16 protein-coding genes and 1 tRNA gene are annotated in these 17635 nt (G+C 62.3%); 2 read left to right on the top strand and 15 right to left on the bottom strand.

Annotation, left to right across the window (positions count from 1 at the left end):
• Positions 1–2: 2 nt before the first annotated feature.
• The 7 genes from nuoL to nuoF all read right to left on the bottom strand — a co-directional run bounded on the left by nuoL (position 3) and on the right by nuoF (position 7615).
• Entirely contained in the window at positions 3–1868 is a 1866-nt protein-coding gene (gene nuoL / locus P5205_00655) for an NADH-quinone oxidoreductase subunit L (protein ID HSA08860.1), read from the bottom strand.
• 3 nt (positions 1869–1871) lie between these two features.
• Positions 1872–2177, bottom strand: coding sequence for an NADH-quinone oxidoreductase subunit NuoK (gene nuoK / locus P5205_00650; GenBank protein HSA08859.1), 306 nt, complete (start codon positions 2175–2177; stop codon positions 1872–1874).
• Positions 2174–2680, bottom strand: coding sequence for an NADH-quinone oxidoreductase subunit J (locus tag P5205_00645; GenBank protein ID HSA08858.1), 507 nt, complete (start codon positions 2678–2680; stop codon positions 2174–2176). Before P5205_00645 ends, nuoK begins: the two co-directional genes overlap by 4 nt.
• 130 nt (positions 2681–2810) lie before the next feature.
• Positions 2811–3344, bottom strand: coding sequence for an NADH-quinone oxidoreductase subunit I (locus P5205_00640; protein ID HSA08857.1), 534 nt, complete (start codon positions 3342–3344; stop codon positions 2811–2813).
• Entirely contained in the window at positions 3341–4450 is a 1110-nt protein-coding gene (locus tag P5205_00635) for an NADH-quinone oxidoreductase subunit H (GenBank protein HSA08856.1), read from the bottom strand. Before P5205_00635 ends, P5205_00640 begins: the two co-directional genes overlap by 4 nt.
• 3 nt (positions 4451–4453) lie before the next feature.
• Positions 4454–6151 carry a molybdopterin-dependent oxidoreductase gene (locus tag P5205_00630; GenBank protein ID HSA08855.1) on the bottom strand — a complete coding sequence of 566 codons (1698 nt, stop codon included), beginning with the start codon at positions 6149–6151 and terminating at the stop codon, positions 4454–4456.
• A gap of 6 nt (positions 6152–6157) precedes the next feature.
• Positions 6158–7615 (bottom strand): NADH-quinone oxidoreductase subunit NuoF, encoded by a 1458-nt coding sequence (gene nuoF, locus P5205_00625; protein ID HSA08854.1) that lies wholly within the window; start codon positions 7613–7615, stop codon positions 6158–6160.
• A gap of 53 nt (positions 7616–7668) precedes the next feature.
• On the opposite strand from nuoF, the gene P5205_00620 reads away from it, so the two are divergent.
• A tRNA-Gln gene (locus P5205_00620) sits at positions 7669–7742 on the top strand.
• A gap of 26 nt (positions 7743–7768) precedes the next feature.
• On the opposite strand, the gene P5205_00615 is transcribed toward P5205_00620, so the two are convergent.
• The 6 genes from P5205_00615 to P5205_00590 all read right to left on the bottom strand — a co-directional run bounded on the left by P5205_00615 (position 7769) and on the right by P5205_00590 (position 12878).
• Positions 7769–8305 carry an NAD(P)H-dependent oxidoreductase subunit E gene (locus P5205_00615; GenBank protein ID HSA08853.1) on the bottom strand — a complete coding sequence of 179 codons (537 nt, stop codon included), beginning with the start codon at positions 8303–8305 and terminating at the stop codon, positions 7769–7771.
• Positions 8302–9543 (bottom strand): NADH dehydrogenase (quinone) subunit D, encoded by a 1242-nt coding sequence (nuoD, locus tag P5205_00610; GenBank protein HSA08852.1) that lies wholly within the window; start codon positions 9541–9543, stop codon positions 8302–8304. The genes P5205_00615 and nuoD overlap by 4 nt, the downstream gene beginning before the upstream one ends.
• Positions 9544–9545: 2 nt before the next feature.
• Positions 9546–10202 (bottom strand): NADH-quinone oxidoreductase subunit C, encoded by a 657-nt coding sequence (locus P5205_00605; protein ID HSA08851.1) that lies wholly within the window; start codon positions 10200–10202, stop codon positions 9546–9548.
• A gap of 42 nt (positions 10203–10244) precedes the next feature.
• A complete protein-coding gene (nuoB, locus tag P5205_00600; GenBank protein HSA08850.1) occupies positions 10245–10787 on the bottom strand; it encodes an NADH-quinone oxidoreductase subunit NuoB in 543 nt (180 codons plus the stop codon).
• A gap of 151 nt (positions 10788–10938) precedes the next feature.
• Positions 10939–12231, bottom strand: coding sequence for an ATP-dependent Clp protease ATP-binding subunit ClpX (gene clpX / locus P5205_00595; protein ID HSA08849.1), 1293 nt, complete (start codon positions 12229–12231; stop codon positions 10939–10941).
• A gap of 5 nt (positions 12232–12236) precedes the next feature.
• Positions 12237–12878: an ATP-dependent Clp protease proteolytic subunit gene (locus tag P5205_00590; GenBank protein HSA08848.1), complete on the bottom strand. Its 642-nt coding sequence runs from the start codon at positions 12876–12878 to the stop codon at positions 12237–12239.
• Between the two features lie 579 nt (positions 12879–13457).
• On the opposite strand from P5205_00590, the gene P5205_00585 reads away from it, so the two are divergent.
• Positions 13458–13853: a VOC family protein gene (locus P5205_00585; GenBank protein ID HSA08847.1), complete on the top strand. Its 396-nt coding sequence runs from the start codon at positions 13458–13460 to the stop codon at positions 13851–13853.
• A 35-nt stretch (positions 13854–13888) separates the two neighbouring features.
• On the opposite strand, the gene P5205_00580 is transcribed toward P5205_00585, so the two are convergent.
• The gene (locus P5205_00580) at positions 13889–14959 is read right to left on the bottom strand and encodes a hypothetical protein (protein HSA08846.1); all 1071 of its coding nucleotides are present in this window, start codon (positions 14957–14959) and stop codon (positions 13889–13891) included.
• A gap of 45 nt (positions 14960–15004) precedes the next feature.
• Positions 15005–17548 (bottom strand): fused MFS/spermidine synthase, encoded by a 2544-nt coding sequence (locus P5205_00575; protein HSA08845.1) that lies wholly within the window; start codon positions 17546–17548, stop codon positions 15005–15007.
• Positions 17549–17635: the final 87 nt, after the last annotated feature.

Genomic DNA, 17635 nt, shown 5'->3' with positions numbered 1-17635 from the left:
GCTTAGAAGAGAACCAGGTACAGGATCAACGCCACGCCCAGCGCGAACAGAAAGGTGTAGGTCTGCAGGTTGCCGGTCTGGAGCAACCGTAACGCCCGCCCGGCCAGTTCGGTGGTGCCGTGCGTCCCGCGCACGCCCACACCCGCGATAATCCATCGATCGAACCAGTCGGCGATCGCAGCCATGCAGTCATGCAAGCGAATGACCGTGGCTTGGTAAAGCTCGTCGAGGTAAAAGCGGTTGCGCATGGCCCGCGCCAGCGCGCCCAGCATCTCCGGCAACGGGTCCTTGGCCGCTTTCGCATAAAGCGCGTAGGCGGCGGCGAACCCGACCAGCACCGCGAGCAAGCCCGAACCGGCGGCGAGGGGAGCGTGGATGAAAGGCGCAAACAATTTCCCGGCAAAAGAAACGCTCGGCTCGACGTGTTCCCCCGGGAATTGTCTCCCGTAGAGCTGCTCGACGCCGATCAGCCCGCCAATCACGCTGAACACGGCCAGAATCCGCAACGGCCACGCCATAACCGGCGGCGACTCGTGCGCGCGCCCGGCGGCCTCGGACTTCGGCGCGCCGAGGAAAGCAACGAACACCAGCCGGAACATGTAGAAGGTCGTAAGTGCTGCCACCACGGCGCCCAAGGCGAACAGCACGGGGCTGTGTTGGGCAGCGTGCGCGAGGATGCTGTCCTTGCTGTAGAATCCGCTGAACGGAGGCAAGCCCGCGAGCGCCAGTGTGCCCGTCATGAAAGTCCAGAATGTGACGGGCATCTTCGCCCGCAGCCCGCCCATGTTCCAGATGTCCTGCTCGTGATGGAGCGCGATGATGACCGAGCCCGCTCCCAGGAAGAGCAGCGCCTTGAAAAACGCGTGCGTGGTCAGGTGGAACATGGCCGGCGCGGGCGCAAGGAGGCCGACCGCCATGACCATGTAGCCCAGCTGAGAGAGTGTCGAGTACGCCAGGATGCGCTTGATGTCGTTCTGCTGAACGGCGATGACCGCTGACAGCAGCGCAGTAAAGGCGCCGATCCACGCGATCATGGTCAGCGCGTCGGGCGTGAAGATGAAGAACACCCGGCAAAGCATGTAGACGCCCGCGGCCACCATTGTCGCGGCATGAATGAGGGCGCTGACAGGCGTGGGGCCTTCCATGGCGTCGGGCAGCCAGACGTGCAGCGGGAACTGGGCGCTCTTGCCCATCGCGCCGCAGAAGATCAGCAAGCCCGCGGCAGTCGCCAGCGCGCCCAGAGCTTGCGGGTTGGAGGCCGGGGCATTCTCGATGTCGGCGAACCTAAGGGAGCTAAAGGTCGTCCAGACCATCATGATTCCGAGGAGGAAGCCGAAGTCCCCAAGGCGCGTGGTGACGAATGCCTTCTTGCCGGCATCCGCCGCCGCAGGCCGTTCGAACCAGAAGCCGATGAGCAGATAGCTGGACACGCCCACCAGCTCCCAGAAGATGAAAAGCTCCAGGAAGTTGTTGGCGAGCACGATGCCAAGCATCGAGAAAGTGAAGAAGCTCAGGCAGGCGAAGTAGCGCGGGAAGCCGCGGTCTTCGCTCATGTAGCCCCAGGAGTAAATGTGAATGGCGCTGGCGACGCCCGTGACGACGAGGAGCATCAGCAGGCTCAGCGGGTCGAAACGTAGTCCGAAATCCACGTGCAGGCCGCCAATCGTCAACCAGGTGACGGAGGAATCAGGCCTGGATTCCCAACCGGTCAGCCCAACGAAGAGGATGCTTAGGAGGAACCCGGCCACCACCGCCCCGGTGGAAAGCCCCGCGCTGAGCTTGCGGTCGTGCTGCGTGAACAGCGTAATGACCGCCGCCGCCAGCAGCGGGAGAAACAGGATGATCCAGGGTATCAGGTCCGGGCGCATCAGCTAAAGTCGCAGGGTGGTCAAATCCTCAACGTGGGCTGATTGGCGCTTGCGGTAAAGCGCCACGATCAGCGCCAGGCCCACTGACACTTCTGCGGCGGCGACGGTAATCACAAAGAACACGAAGACCTGGCCATCGAGATTATTGGTGAAGCGCGAGAAGGCCACCAGCGCCAGGTTGGCCGCGTTGAGCATCAACTCGAGCGACATGTAGATGACCAGCAGGTTGCGCCGCACAATCACCCCCAGCAGCCCCAGGCAGAAGAGCAGCACGCTGACGACCAGATAATGTTCCAGGCCGATGGTCATTTCAGGTCCTTCTTGCTGAGCAACACCACACCAACCATCGCGACGAGCAGGATCAACGACACGATCTCGAACGGCAGCAGGTAGTCCGTAAACAGGGATTTGCCGAGCCGCACGGTACCGCCCTCGATCCCGGGCGATTCACTGGCACCGAGGGATGAGCTCAGATGCAGCAGGCTGCTTAGGAAAATAGCGAGGATTGCCCCGGCTGAAACCAGCCCCCCCGCTACTCCCAGCGTTTTCAACTTCCGCCGCTCCTCCGCCTTCAGATCCAGCACCATGATGACAAACAGGAACAGGACCATCACCGCGCCCGCATAGACCAGCACCTGCACAGCCGCCAGGAAGAAGGCGTGCAGCAGGACGAACAGGCCGGCCAGCGAAACAATGGTCAGCACCAGGAACATCGCGCCGGTGACCGGGTTGCGGCTGAACGGGTTGGCGACGACGAGAAAGCCAAACACCAACGTCAGGAACGCAAAGATGTAGAAAAGGGCGTCCTGCACTACCAAGGCCTCCGGTTGACTGAGGATGCTCGATTCGCCAACAGGATGGAGCCGCCGACGGCAGCCGGCCCCATCTGTGGTGTGGGAAGAATGCGCCGACTGAGGCCGGCGCCTGCTATGGTGCAACCCGTCACGGCTCCACCCCCTGCGCGCGAGCTTCCTGAGCTTTCTTCTTCCACTTTCCTATCTTGTCCTGATGAACGCCCCCCAGGGCGAGCAATTTCTCTTTGTTATAGATCATCTCGGCGCGGTTGGTGCCGGTGAGGGAGTAATCCTCCATCAGGAAAATGGCTTCCTCGGGGCAGACCTCCTGGCAATAGCCGCAGAAGATGCAACGGAGCATGTTGATCTCGAATTCCTTCGGCGCCTTCTCGACATTGCCGGCTTCCGGGGCGCCCGCCGGCCCAGGCGGCGTGATGCGGATGGCTTTGGGCGGGCAGACAAACTCGCACAACTGGCAGGAGACGCACTTCGTGCGCCCATCCTGGTCGCGCACGAGGTAGGGCGCGCCCCGATAGCCTTCGGGCACGACCCACCGCTCCTCGGGGTACTGCATGGTGACCTTCTTCTTGAAGAAGTGGCGCAGGCTGACCTTGAACCCGCCAATCACCGCCGGCAGGTAAAGCCGTTCCCAGAGATTCAGTTTTCTGCGCTGGATGATCATCTGGCCCCCACCCAAAGCACCGCGGCCGTGACCATGATATTGGCCAGCGCCAGCGGAATAAACCTCTTCCAGCCCAGATCCATGAGCTGGTCGTAACGGAAGCGCGGCCACATCCAGCGCACCCAAATAACCATGAAAATAACACACACCGTCTTGGCCAGGAACACGCCAATCTGCAGCAGCCCGATCCAAACCGTCGCCGCCGGCTGGTCCAGGCCCGGCAGCGGCAGCGTCCAGCCGCCCAGGAACAGCGTCACCATCAGCGCGGCGCCCGCGGCCATGTTGGCGTATTCCCCCATGAAGAAGAGCGCAAACTTCATCGAACTGTATTCGACATTGTACCCCCCGGCCAGCTCCTGTTCGGCTTCGGGCAGGTCGAACGGCATGCGATTGGTCTCGGCGAACATGGCGGCGAGGAAGATGACGAATGAAAGCGGGGCATAAAGGACGAGCCAGCCGTGACCGGCCTGCCAGGAGACAAGGCGGTTGAGGTTCAGGCTGCTGGTTCCTTCCAGGAGCGCCTGCCACCCGGCGCTCAACTGCTGGACGTCCAGCCCGCAGGCGATCAGGAGCAATGGGATGACCGACATGCCCATGGCGATCTCGTAAGAGATCATCTGCGCGCTGGAGCGGATGCCGCCGATGAACGGATACTTCGATCTGGCCGCATAGCCGGCGAGCACGATGCCGTACACGCCCAGCGAGACGATACCAAAGGTGTAAAGGACACCCACGTTCAGGTCCGCGATCACCATCTTTTGGCCACCCAACAGCGAGCCAAAGGGGATGATGGCCACCGTGAGCAGGCTTGGAATCATCACAATCGCCGGGGCCAGCCAGTAATACACCTTGCGCACGTGAGCCGGCGTGAAGTCTTCTTTCAGAAACGCCTTGATGGCATCGGCTGCGGGCTGCAGCAGGCCGAACGGCCCGACGCGATTGGGGCCGTAGCGGTCCTGGATAAACGCCGCGGTTCTGCGTTCCACCCAGACGGCGTAGGCGACGATGAACATCAGCACCGAGAAGACGCCCAGGATCTTCAGTGCGCTGAACAGCACGAATTGTCCTGTCTCGCTCCCAAACCAGTTTAGGATTGCCTGAATCATCGCCTAAATTCTGATGGTGACGCCCAGATCGCCCAACGCCGCCCAGGTGAGGCCGCGGAACGCGGGGACCTCGGCGGCCATTTGGTTGAACAGAGCTTCGATGCTCACCGGCCGGTCCTGGCCAGTGACACTGGCCACCAGGTCGCGCAGGAACTCCCACTCGGGACGGGCGTCCCCCGGGGGTTCAATGGCCTTCATGAACTTCTGCACCCTGCCTTTGGCGGTCGTGAAAGTGCCGCGTTTCTCCGCATGGGAGCATCCCGGCAAGAGGTAGTGCGCCAGCTGGGTTGTCGCGTTCGGGAGAATGTCACTGACGATGAGCGTCTCCAGCTTTTCCAGCACGTCCGCGCCCAGCCCATGCCGAGTCACGTCTTCGCCTACAACCAACAGAGTCCTGATGCGTCCGCCACGAATGCCTTCGGCGATGTCAGGCAGGTTCGAGCCCATGGGCTCGGCGGCGATGCCGGTGAGCCGCGCGCCAGTGCTGTTCGGGTTTCGGTCTGCATTCAACAGCAGCCGGTCGCCCTCTCCCATGCGGGGCACTGAATCCGTCAGGGCGCCTAGCTTCTTCGCCAGCTTCGCCAGCAGGTAGAGCTCCTCATTGGTCTGCCGGGCCGAGGCGATGACCGCGACCGAGCCCGGCGCCGCCTGCTTCAGCTTGTCGGCCACATCCTTCATTGCTGAGGCCCAGCTTGCCGCTTCACTTTGGCTTTCGGGCTTCGGCTGGCGGATTTCCGCCAGGCGGTCTTCCCGCCCGATCCACTTGTAGTTCAGCCGGCCGTGATCGCACATCCAGCTGGCATTCACGGCGTCATTTTCACGCGGCTCGTAGCGGCAAATCTTATCTTCGCGCGATCCGATGATGATGTTGCAGCCGGTGGCGCAACTGGTGCAGAGGCTCTTGGTCTCCTTGAGGAACCAGACGCGCATTTGGAACCGGAAATCCTTCGACGTGAGCGCGCCCACCGGACAGAGGTCCACGGTGTTCAGGGTGTAGTTGTTGTCGAACACCCTGCCCGGATACGCGGTGAGCGTGTTGTAACTGCCGCGGTTGACGATGCCGAGCGCATCGTCGCCCACGATGTCCCGGGTGAACCGGATGCAGCGCGTGCAGAGAATGCAGCGTTCGTCGTCCAGCACGATGCGCGGACCGAGGTCCACGCGCTTGGGCTTGTGCACCTTGGCTTCGACGAAGCGGCTCTCTGACCGGCCATAGTCCACGGAGTATTCCTGCAGCTTGCATTCGCCGGCCTGATCGCAGATCGGGCAATCGAGCGGGTGGTTGATGAGCAGGAACTCCAGCACTCCCTCGCGCATTTGCTTCACCGCCGGCGTGTCCGTGTAAATTTCCATGCCCGCGGATACCGGCGTGGCGCAGGCGATCGCGGGGCGCGGCGCTTTGGCAATCCTGGGCGTCCCGTCAGGGTTGATGATCGGCTTGCGGTCCGGGCCGAGCGCGGGAGTGCCGAACTCGACGAGGCACATGCGGCAATTGCCCGCAACGGGAAGCTTGGGGTGGTAGCAATAGTGCGGCACCATGGTGCCGGCCGCGAAGCAGGCCTGGATCATTGTCGCCGGCGCCGGCTTGCCGGTGACCGGATCGGGCATCGTCCGCGGCACCTCCACTTCCTGGCCGTTGACGCGCACCTTGATTGTATCCGCAGGCGGAGGCTGAATTTGGTTTGTGGAGGGCGTGGACATTGCTGGTCAGCCAACCTGGGCCGGCACGGCCGCTGTCGAGTTATGAGGCGACTCGGGCGACAAAGTTGCTTCGTTCTTCTTCCTGGCGCGGCGTTCCTCATCTCCGGCGCCGCGGGCAACGAACTCATCTTTGAACTTGGCAACGAAGCTCTGCACGGGCCAGGCGCAGGCTTCGCCGAAGGCGCATATCGTGCGCCCGCCAGGGATATTGTCGGCGATGCGGGCCAGGCAATCGGCATCGCCCTGGCGGCCTTCACCGCGCGTGAGCCGGTGGAGGACTTTGGCCATCCAGAGCGAACCTTCGCGGCAGGGCGTGCATTGGCCACAGCTTTCGTGGGCGTAGAACTCGGCGATGTTGGCCAGCGCCTCGACGATGTCAGCCGAATCGTCCAGCACGATGATCGCCCCTGAGCCAGACATGGTGCCGGCGGCAATAAGCGAGTCGAAGTCGTAGGGCAAATCGAGCATCTCGACCTCCTGTTCGCTTTCCCTGCCATCGAGACCTCTGCGCCGGAGTTTGAACTTCTCGCCGGCCTTCAGGACCTTGGCCGAGGAACCACCGGGGATCACCGCCTTGAGCGTCCTTCCGTCGCGCAGGCCGCCGCCGAAGGCGGGATCATTGATCAGTTCGCCGAGCGTCACTTTCCCGACCTCGACTTCGTAATAGCCGGGCCGCCGGACCTGGCCGCTGATGCTCACGATCCGCGTGCCGGTGTTGTTGGGCGTGCCGAGCCTGGCGTATTCAGCGCCGCCCATCGCGGCGATGTGCTTGACCGCGCAAAGCGTCTCGACGTTATTGACGATCGTGGGGCACATATAGAGCCCGAGCACGGCGGGGAAATAGGGCGGCTTGATGCGCGGATACGCGCGCTTGCCTTCCAGGGATTCGATAAGGCCGGTTTCCTCGCCGCAAATGTAAGCGCCGGCGCCGCGGTGAACATAGACCTCGAGGTCATAGCCCGAGCCGAGGATGTTCTTGCCAAGGAAGTTCTTCGCCCGCGCTTCCTTCAGCGCGCGATTGAGGATTTGCGCGCCCTCGGCGAACTCGCCGCGAATGTAGATGTAGGCGAGGTGCACATCGTTCGCGTAACTGGCGATGATGATGCCCTCCAGCATCTGGTGCGGGTCTTTGTAGATGATCTGCTTGTCCTTGAACGTGCCTGGCTCGGACTCATCCGCGTTGCAGATGAGGTAGATCGGCTTGCCGCTCTTGCGGTCCACAAAGGACCATTTCAGCCCGCAGGAGAAGCCGGCGCCGCCGCGGCCCCGCAGGCCGGAGACCATGACTTCCTGGCGCAGTTGCTCGGGGCCGCTGAGAATCTGGCCGTTGGGGAGTACCCCGGGCCGGAGCGCCAGGGCCTTGCGCAGGGCCTCGTAGCCGCCATGGCGCAAGTAGCACTCCACGTCGGGCGTGTAGCCCGGCTGGTCAATGTGCTTCAGAATTTGGCGGTACTCCTGCGGCATATCAGCGGCTTGACTCTTTCGCGGAAACCTCTAAGTTTGTCCCCGCTCCGGCTTGCCCGATGGTGTAACGGTAGCACAGCAGACTCTGGATCTGTTTGTCATGGTTCAAATCCATGTCGGGCAGCCAACCCATCAGCGCGGCATTGCAGGCGTTCATTTGCATTCCCCCAGAATGTCGTCCGCTTTCTTCTCGGTCACACCTTCGTGGAATGCGTTGTTGCACATCATCACCGGCGCGGTGCCGCAGCCGGCGAGGCATTCGACGAATTCCACCGTGAACTTCCCATCCCTGGTCGTCTGCGGCCCATGCTTATGCGGGTCCAGGCCGAGCTTCGTGCAGAAGTGCTCGTGCAGCTTGTGGGATCCGCCCAGGGCGCAACTGAGCGTGCGGCAGATTTTGAAGTGATATTTCCCGACCGGGGCCTGGTGGAACATTGGGTAGAAGGTCACCAGCTCATAGACGTTGATGGGCTGGAGCTCCAGCTTGGCGGCGACCCACTCCACCGCCTGCCGGGAGATGTGGCCGAAGTGCTCCTGGATAGCATGAAGCAGCATCAGCGACGCGCTCCGCTTCTGCCGATAGTGCTTGATCAGCTCGTCAATCTCGGCTTCGAGGACGGGCGGCACCACGAAGCCCGGCTGGTCCAGCAGCGGGTTCGGGATCGGCTCCAGGGGCGGGGTCTCGCTCATCGGTCGCACTCTCCCATCACAAAATCAAACGAGCCGAGCACCGCCACGACGTCGCTGAGCAGGTGGCCCGGCAAGAGCCAGGAAAGGATGCTCAGGTTCACGAACGACGGGGAGCGGATCTTCAGGCGGTGCGGCGTTCCGCCGCCTTTGCTGTTGATGTAGAAGCCCAGTTCACCCTTCGGGTTCTCGTGCCCGAAGTAGATCTCGCCGGGCGGCGCGTTAACGCCCTGGGTCACGTTGATGAAGTGGTGGATCAGCTCTTCCATGCGCGTCAGCACGCGGTCTTTGGGCGGCAGCGCGATCTTGCCATCCGGCACGTTGACCGGGCCGCCGGGCATTTTGTCGAGGCACTGGTGGACGATGCGCACGCTCTGGCGCATTTCTTCCATGCGCACCAGGTAGCGGTCGTAGCAATCCCCCTTCGAGCCCACGGGCACCTCAAAGTCCAGTTGGTCGTACGCCAGGTACGGGTGCGCCTTGCGCAGGTCGTGCTCGACGCCGCTGCCCCGCAGGTTCGGGCCAGTCAGCCCGTAGTCAATCGCAACGTCCCGGGGGATGACGCCCACCCCTTGCGTGCGGTCCACAAAGATGCGGTTCCGGGTAAGAAAGGTCTCGGTCTCGTCAAAGTTGACGACCACTTCGTGGAGGAATTTCCGGCACTGCTCGGCCCAACCGGGCGGCATGTCGCGCGAGAGCCCGCCGATCCGCGTGTAGGCGGTGGTGAACCGCGCGCCGGTCAGCGTTTCGCACAGGTTGTGAACCTTCTCGCGTTCGGTGAAGGTGTGCAGGAACACGGTCATCGCCCCGACGTCCATGGCGTAGCAGCCAATGCCCAGCAGGTGCGAGGAGATGCGCGCCAGCTCGCAGCAGATGACACGGATGAACTGGCAGCGCGGCGGCAATTGCCGGTCAATGCCGAGCAGTTTCTCGACCGCCAGCGCGTAGGCGACGTTGTTGGCCAGCGGGGCGAGATAATCCAGACGGTCGGTGTAAGGGATGAACTGGGTATAGGTGAAATTCTCGGCGATCTTCTCATCACCGCGGTGCAGGTAGCCGATTTCGGGCCGGACTTTGGTGATTGTCTCGCCATCCAGTTCGATCACCAGCCGCAGCACGCCATGCGTGGCCGGATGGGAGGGGCCCACGTTCAGGACCATTCTTTCGCCCTCGAATTCGCCCGCGGCCTCCGTGTGCCGGGCCGCGGTGTCTTTGAATGTGATGTCCTGGGATTCGGCCATGGTTACTGTTTGGGTTCTACCTGGCCGTGCGGCGCTGTGATGTCCTGCCGCCGTTCCAGGCGGGCATTCGTTTCCAGGGCGTCCGTCCCGGCAATCCGCACCCGGGGTTCGCGCGCGACCGCGTCTTTGCCGCCTGCAACGGTCACAAAGGGGCCGCCTTCCAGCGGGGCAGGTTGGGTGAACGCGACTTCGGGCACGTCGCTCGGCTTGCCGGCCAGCGGGAAGTCCTTGCGCAGGGGGAAATAGGGGTAGCCCTCCCACATCAGGATGCGGCGCAGGTCGGGGTGGCCGCGGAAGCGAATGCCCATCATGTCGTAGATTTCTCTTTCGTGCCAATCCGCTGTCCGCCACACGCCGGTGACAGTGGGCAATTCGCCCTTCTCCTCGCTCACTTCGGTCTTGAGCCGGAGCCAGTGGAGGTGACTGTAGCCGTAAAGGTGATAGACGACGGTGAAGCGCGGGTCGTCACCGCAGTTGTCAACGCTGCTGATGTCCACCAGGTAATCAAAGCCCAGTTCCGCCTTGGCCAGGGCGCACACCTCCGGCATCCGCTCGGGGTCCGCCACCCGGAGCGTGAACTCGCCACGGAATTCCTCCGGCTCGGAGATCAAGCCGGGGAATTTGGACTTGAGTTGTTGCGCTAGTTCCAGGGCTGTCATCGGATTCGACCGGGATTAAGGATTGAGAATCGGCCCGGATTCTCAAGCCACTTTCTTCAATGCGGCCAGGGCGGGTTCCCGGGCCACCTTCTCCTGCAGTTTCATCAGGGCGTCCAGCAGCGCCTCCGGGCGCGGCGGGCACCCCGCGATATATACGTCCACGGGCAACAGGCGGTCAATCCCCTGCAGCACGGCGTAGCTGCGATACATGCCGCCGGTCGAGGCGCACGCGCCCATGGCGATGACCCATTTCGGGTCGGGCATCTGCCCATAAATCCGCTGGACCGCCAGCGCCATCTTGTAAGTGACGGTGCCGGAGACGATCATGACGTCCGATTGCCGGGGCGAAAAGCGCATGACCTCGGCCCCGAAACGCGAGATGTCGAACCGGCTGGCGCCGGTGCCCATTAGTTCAATCGCGCAACAAGCCAGCCCCATGGGCATCGGCCAGAGCGAGTTCTTGCGGCCCCAGTTCATGCCGGCATCCAGGCCCTTGCGGAGCCAATTCAGCGCCGCATCGCGCCGAGTGACAATGACGTCGCCCTCGACCTTCGAGTTGTAGCCCAATTCTGTGCTTTTATGCATAGGATCGTGCGAAGCCCGGAACCGCTCCGCCCTAAGCAACCTAACCAGCGGTGAAAAGCCAGGCAAGTTGAAACTGTGAACTTAAAGGAAATCAGGCGGCTCGACAATCAGGAGCGGGAGCCCTGGGTTGAACGGGAGGCTGGCGGGTAGCTTACGCCGCCGCGCGGTCGGCCTTGCGCCGGATGAACGGCTTGCTCTGCCCGGTCACGACGGGTTGTGTGATGTGGATGCGCAGGATGTCATCGCTGTTGGGCACATCATACATGATGTCGAGCATCAACCGCTCCAGCAGGCTGCGCAAGGCGCGCGCACCAGTGCCTTTCTTGATCGCTTGCAGCGCCAGCTCGCGCAGTGCTTCCGCGGAAAACTCCAGTTCGACGCCCTCCATCGCCATGAGCTTGGCGTACTGTTTGGTTAGAGCGTTCTTGGTGTCCTTCAGGATGGAGACCAGCTGGGATTCGGTCAGTTCCGCCAGAACGGTCAGCATTGGCAGCCGGCCGATAAACTCGGGGATGAAGCCGAAGTTCAGCAGATCCTCGGGTTCAACGTGCTGCAGAATCTCGTTCCGGTGGATGGAGTCGGCCTTCAAGCCGTCCTCAGCAGCGCGAAAGCCCATCACCTGTTTGCCCATGCGGCGCTGGATGATCCTCTCCAGGCCAACGAAGGCCCCGCCGCAGACGAACAGGATATCGGCGGTGTTCACCCGGATGTACTCCTGCTGCGGATGCTTGCGACCGCCCTGCGGGGGGACGCTGCAGACGGTTCCTTCCAGTATCTTCAACAGCGCCTGCTGGACCCCTTCACCAGAGACGTCGCGGGTGATGGAGACGTTCTCGGTCTTGCGCGCGATCTTGTCAATCTCGTCTATGTAGACAATGCCCCGCTGGGCGCGCTTTACGTCGTAATCGGCGTTCTGCAACAGGCGCAGGACGATATTCTCCACATCCTCGCCCACGTAACCGGCTTCGGTGAGGGTAGTGGCGTCGGCAATGGCGAAGGGCACGTCCAGGATTTGTGCCAGCGTCCGGGCGAGCAACGTCTTGCCCGAACCCGTCGGCCCGATCATGAGGATGTTGCTCTTCTCGATTTCGACTTCCGCGTGCGGATCAACCGGCGCCGCCTCTTCGCCCTCCATCGGCGGGGATGGCGGTTCCTGGAGGATGCGCTTGTAATGGTTGTGCACCGCGACGGCCAGCGTCTTCTTGGCGTGGTCCTGGCCAACACAGGCCAGATCAAGCCGGCTTTTGATCTCGGCAGGTTTAGGAACCTCCACCCGCGGCTTCTGCCGCTTGGTCTGCGAAGCAAACTCCTTGTCGAGGACCTGCTTGCAGAGAATGACGCAGCTATCGCAAATGTAAACGCCCGGCCCGGCAATCAGCTTCTTAACTTCGGCGTGGGACTTGCCACAGAAGCTGCACAAGGTCAGATGGGTCGGGCGGGCCATTCGGGTTATTCCTTCTTGTCGGCGAGACTCGTGGCTTTTTCGGCCAGGCCGGGAATCTCTTTGCGCGACTGGACAACCTCGTCCACGAGTCCGTAGGCCTTGGCCTCCTCGGGGGTCATGAAATTGTCGCGGTCAGTGTCCTTCTCGATCTGTTCGAGCGAATGGCCGCAATGCTTGGCAATAATGCTGTTGATGCGGTGCTTGAGCTTCAGCATGTAGCGCACCCGGATTTCCACGTCGCTCGCCGGCCCTTCGGCGCCGCCCAGCAACTGGTGGATCATAATGTTCGAGTTCGGCAGGGCGTAGCGTTTGCCCTTGGTGCCGCCGCACAGGAGCACAGCCCCCATGCTCGCCGCCTGTCCGATGCAATACGTGTTCACGTCGCAGGTCAGGAACTGCATCGTGTCATAAACCGCCAGTCCGGCGGTGACGCTGCCGCCCGGCGAGTTGATGTAGAGATGAATGTCCTTCTTTGGATCGCTCATCTGCAGGAACAGCAACTGCGCGATAATGAGGTTGGCCACCATGTCATCCACCGGTGTGCCCAGGAACACAATCCGGTCCACCAACAGACGCGAGTATATGTCATAACCGCGCTCGCCGCGCCCAGTCTGCTCCACCACCATTGGCACCAGGAAATTATCCATAAGAAACTTTTGCTCTGATTCCGCAACCTAGTGGACACCAGGGCACTGGTCAAGCCTTGTCCCGCCTCCGCTCTGGCAAAAAAACGGTTCATCACAGATTTCCGGCAATGACCAACGGTGGTTTTCACCCGCACAACCTGGATGGTCAAGGCACAGGGAATGCAAAGTCATTACTGCTCCCCAGCCACTTCCTTACAGGTCCTCCCAAACTCAAACCTGAGCACTGTCCAAATTTTGGACAGTTATGCTGCCTGCCTGCATTTTCCAGCCCCCGCTGACCCCGGCACCCCCGGCTTGCCGAGACGGTGACAGCAGGGTGGTGCCCCGGTGTGTATCCCATGGGGAGCGCTCCCCATGGGATACACACCGTAGACTACCCGCACTGCCAAGCTATCCACCAGCCAGCCGCAAGCCCACGCCGGCGGGCGACCACCATAACGGCGTCGAGCCCGTCCGGCACGGGTACTGGAGGTCAGATGGGTAGTCCGAGCCGACGGATCGCCATCGGTATTTTCTGGAAAACCGTGCAGAACCAAGAAAAGTCGTGCCACCGGCGGGAGCATCGGGTAGAAATGGCGTGTGAAGTTCCGGGTGGAGCATCTTGGCTTGCCGGCACGCGATCCTGTGGCACTGAAGGATTGGTACACGCGTGTGCTCGGGGCTAAAGTCGTATTCGGCAACAGCCACACTCCGCCCGCCTTCCTCCTGTCGCTGCCGGGCCAGATCCTGCTTGAGATCTATGGCGGCGAGTTCTCACTGCCCCAAACCAGCAACAACCAACTGAACGGTTGGCGGCACATGGCATTGCGCGTGGAGTCGTTGGCGGTCGCCAGGGAGGAACTCGAGCAGCACGGATTGAAATTCACGGAGCCGGTAAAGCCGGCTGGCGGCGGCGGCAGCGTTCTATTCTTCCAGGACCCTGAAGGCAACCTGCTTCACCTGGTGGAACGGCCGGCGGATTCAAGCGTTCGTTAGCCCGATCGCTCCTTGCCAACGGGCGCAACTGCGGGTCAGAAGTCGAGATAAGAGTCCACGTTCACCCATTGCATCTGATATTGGCCCGGATCCAGACCGGCGCGGAGGGTCAGCAAATCCATGTCAATTTGCATCCGCGGACTGGGCGGAGAAGTGGTGATTCCCCCGAAAAAGACCACCTCACCAGGCAGCGGCACCATGATCGGCGAGCCGGAATCGCCGCCGCGAACCGGCACCTTCCACTCTGTCATGCCCCCGCTTACAAACCCGCCCTGCAACGCCCAGAACATCGGCTTGCGGGTCGTATCCCCGAAAAAGTATTTCCGGTTCACCTTGTCCCGCTCCACGACGCGCATTGGCTCGATCTCAGGCGGCAGGTCTTCATCAAAGAAGATGATCGAATAATCCCCGGGGTTGCCCTTTTCCCCACTCCGAACAAGCAGGAACTGTATCCGGCGTTCGACCAGCCGGTTGTCCCGTGTGCAGAACCAAATGCGGCGGCCCGCCTGGTGCGGCTGCAACCCGCTGGGCCCCATGTGGTGCCCGCGCGTATAGCCGTGCCGGCGTGTCAGGGCAGTAATCGCACCCTGTCCAAACGCGCCCATGCCCTCGAACACCTGGCTGATAGCCGTCATGCCCTTGCGGCCCCACAGGAGACTGTTGGTATTCCAGCGCAAGACCGGCGGCTCGTTCGGCCAGCCCTGGGGAATCTGCGAACGCTCCCACATCCGGGTGCTCCTGCCGTTGGTGTGGAAGGCGGCGCAAATCGCGTTGGCCATGCTGCCGGGCACGAAGCCGGCAAAGGCATTGGTCAGAAGGGCGATGCCGGACGCACGCGCGCGCTGCACAGCCAACACCCAGGCAGCGTTGCTCCCGGAGCCGCTCGATGGAACCGACTCCCTGGCGAAGGCTGCTAACTCGCCGGCTGGCGCCACCGCCAGCAGGGTTTGAACCACATCACCGACGGCGCGCTGCGCCACAACGTTGGTCACCACCGGAACTGAGGGGTCAGCGAAATTCTCTGCGGCGTGCCCGGACAAAGCGCTTAAGCCGAAACACCAGACTGCCCCCTGGAAGAGCTTGAGCCACATACTATGATGCGACATGAAGCCAGGCTACCACAGGCCTCCCCTCGGTTGCCAGAGTTCGACTCACCGTGCGGCTGCGGCGGAATCGCGGTAAGGCTGCCCCGTGCGGTAGCGCTCGAGCAGTTCCTGGTTCCTGGCCAACAGCGCATCCTCTTTGAAGATCGAGGCCAGCTCACACGCCTTTTGGGCAGTGGCCACCGCTTCCGGGAACCGGCCCGCTTCAGCATAGGCGGCGGCCAGGGTGCCAACCATGATGGTGCGCTGGTATTCCGTCAACTGGCAGGCCCGTTCGGCCAGCCGCACCGCTTCCGCACCGTTGCGCAGCGCCCCATCCGGACAAGTGGCCAGCAGCCACGCCAGGTTATTGAGGATCTCGGCTGTCTGTGGGTCCAGCTCCAAAGCGCGTTTGTAGCGGGCAATGGCGCCAGCGAAATCCCCTTTCTCGGAGAGCTTGGCGGCAACTTCGGCTTCGGCATCGGCCGGCCGAGCCTCGTAGCGCGGGGCAGCACCCCACTTGATGATCTGGAAGAGACTGGCGAAATCATCCGTCCAGAGCGGGATGGACCCCGCCGCGACATTGAGCCGTTGGCTCGCCTCGCGGATGGCGGGCGAGCTAATGAGTTCCTCGTTGCGGGACAGCAACACCCAGGTCGAATCCTGGTTCCACCACTGGTCCCGGAGCTTCTGGTGCTCGATGATGGCGGAGTGGTAATTGAAGCTGCGCGCGAGATTGGCGACCACCGGCTCGAGATTGAGGTGCCGGTTGGAAATGTGGAATGCGAGGAGCCCGTTGGTTCTGACATGCCGCTCGTACACCGCGAAGGCTTGCTCGGTCAACAGATGAACGGGGATGGCATCGCTGTTGAAGGCGTCCAGCACCAGCAGGTCGAAGTTCTGCGGCGGCTCGCGTTCCAGCGACAACCGCGCGTCTCCAAGCACAACGTCCACTTTGCCCTTGCAATGCGGGAGATACGTAAAGGGCGAGTTGGCCAGGCGCAGCACATCCGGGTTGATCTCATAAAAGCGCAGGTAATCCCCTGCCCGCCCATATGCGGCCAGCGTGCCAGCGCCCAGGCCAATAATGCCGATCTTCCGGCCTCCCGCCGGCAGCGCGCCCATCGCGTATCCGACGCCGCTGCGTTCGTTGAAGTAAGCCGTCGGCCAGGCCGCCCGCACCGGATCGAGAAACTGCAAGCCATGCCCGGTCTGCCCGTGCATCAACTCGATGAAGCGCATATCCGATTTCTCATGCCTGAACAGGGTCAGCACACCGTAGAAATTCCGCGTGCGGTACGCCCTCACACGCCCAAACTGCTGCGCCTGCATCCACAACGCCACACCGAGCGCCACCAACCCCACCGTCATCAGCACGCGCGCCGGCCAACGCCACCGGCTCGGGACTGAGGGGCGAGCGGCGAGGGGCGACGGGCGGGTTGGCCTGAGGCAGACGATAAAAAACAACACCCCGCACAGCAGAAGGCCCCACTGCAGCTCGAAATAATCGGTGAAGAGCAACGGCGCGATTGCCGCGACGAACACGCCACCCAGCGCCCCGCCCGCCGCGATCATCAGGTAATAACCGGTCAAATGCCGCGGGTCGGGCTTGAGCCGGTAGAGTTCGCCGTGGCACACCATGCAGCAAATGAAGAGGACGACGGCAAAGGCCCACAGGGCCTGATTGGGACGGAACAGCACCCAGCAAATGCCGCCCAGGGCCACGCACAACGCCAGGCCGTATGGCAGACGCTTATACCAGCGCGGGCTGTCGAAGCAGATAATGAAACTCAACAAATACAGCGCCAGTGGCAGCACCCACAGAAACGGAATGACCGCCACGTCCTGGCACATCTTGTTGGTCGTCGCCAGCAACAGCACGGACGCGCAAGCCGGCAACAAGAGCCACAGGAGACGGTCGAGGGACGAAGGGAGCGAAGACGAAGAAGGATGGGGTGATGGGTTATTAGGGGCCAACCCGGCCGCGTCGCCAGTCCTCCACAAGCGCACTGCGCAGAAGCCGCAACACAGGACGTAGACCACCAGTCCCCAGGCCCACATTCCAGCCTGAGTCTGACGGGTGAATTGGGTTTCGAAAAAGAACGGGTAGCTGACCAGCGCCAGGAGCGAACCGACATTGGACAGCGCATACAGCCGGTAGGGCGACGCACCGGGCTTGCTCCGACTGAACCAGTGCTGCACCAGCGGGCCGGTGGTGGACAGAACGAAATATGGCAAGCCGATGCTGACGGTCAGGAGCGTCAGGATGCGCAAGGTCGGATCGCTGCCATCGATCGGCTTCCAGGCATCGTTCGGGGTAATGGGCAGCAAGGCCAGGGCGCCGGCCAGCAGCAACAGATGCACGATGGCCTGGGCGCGGGGCTTGAACCAGCGCGAGGTGAAGTGTGCGTAGGCGTAGCCGCCCAGCAACAGGACCTGGAAGAACAACATGCAGGTGGTCCAAACGCCCGGGCCGCCGCCGAACCATGGCAAGATGTACTTGCCGATGAGCGGCTGCACTTGGAAAAGCAGGAATGCCCCGCTAAATATCGTCACGGCATAGACGAACATCGCGCACAGCTTGCCAACCTCTCCCGCGTGGTGCCAGCGCAAATTCCGCCGATGCGATCAGCGCCAACGCAAATCGGCACTGATCCGAACAATCCGGGAAGAGTGCGCCAACTGACGTTGGCGGCCGCG

The sequence above is a fragment of the Candidatus Paceibacterota bacterium genome, from assembly GCA_035452965.1.
Taxonomy (GTDB): Bacteria; Verrucomicrobiota; Verrucomicrobiia; order Limisphaerales; family UBA8199; genus UBA8199.
This window is presented reverse-complemented; position numbering and strand designations above follow the sequence as displayed.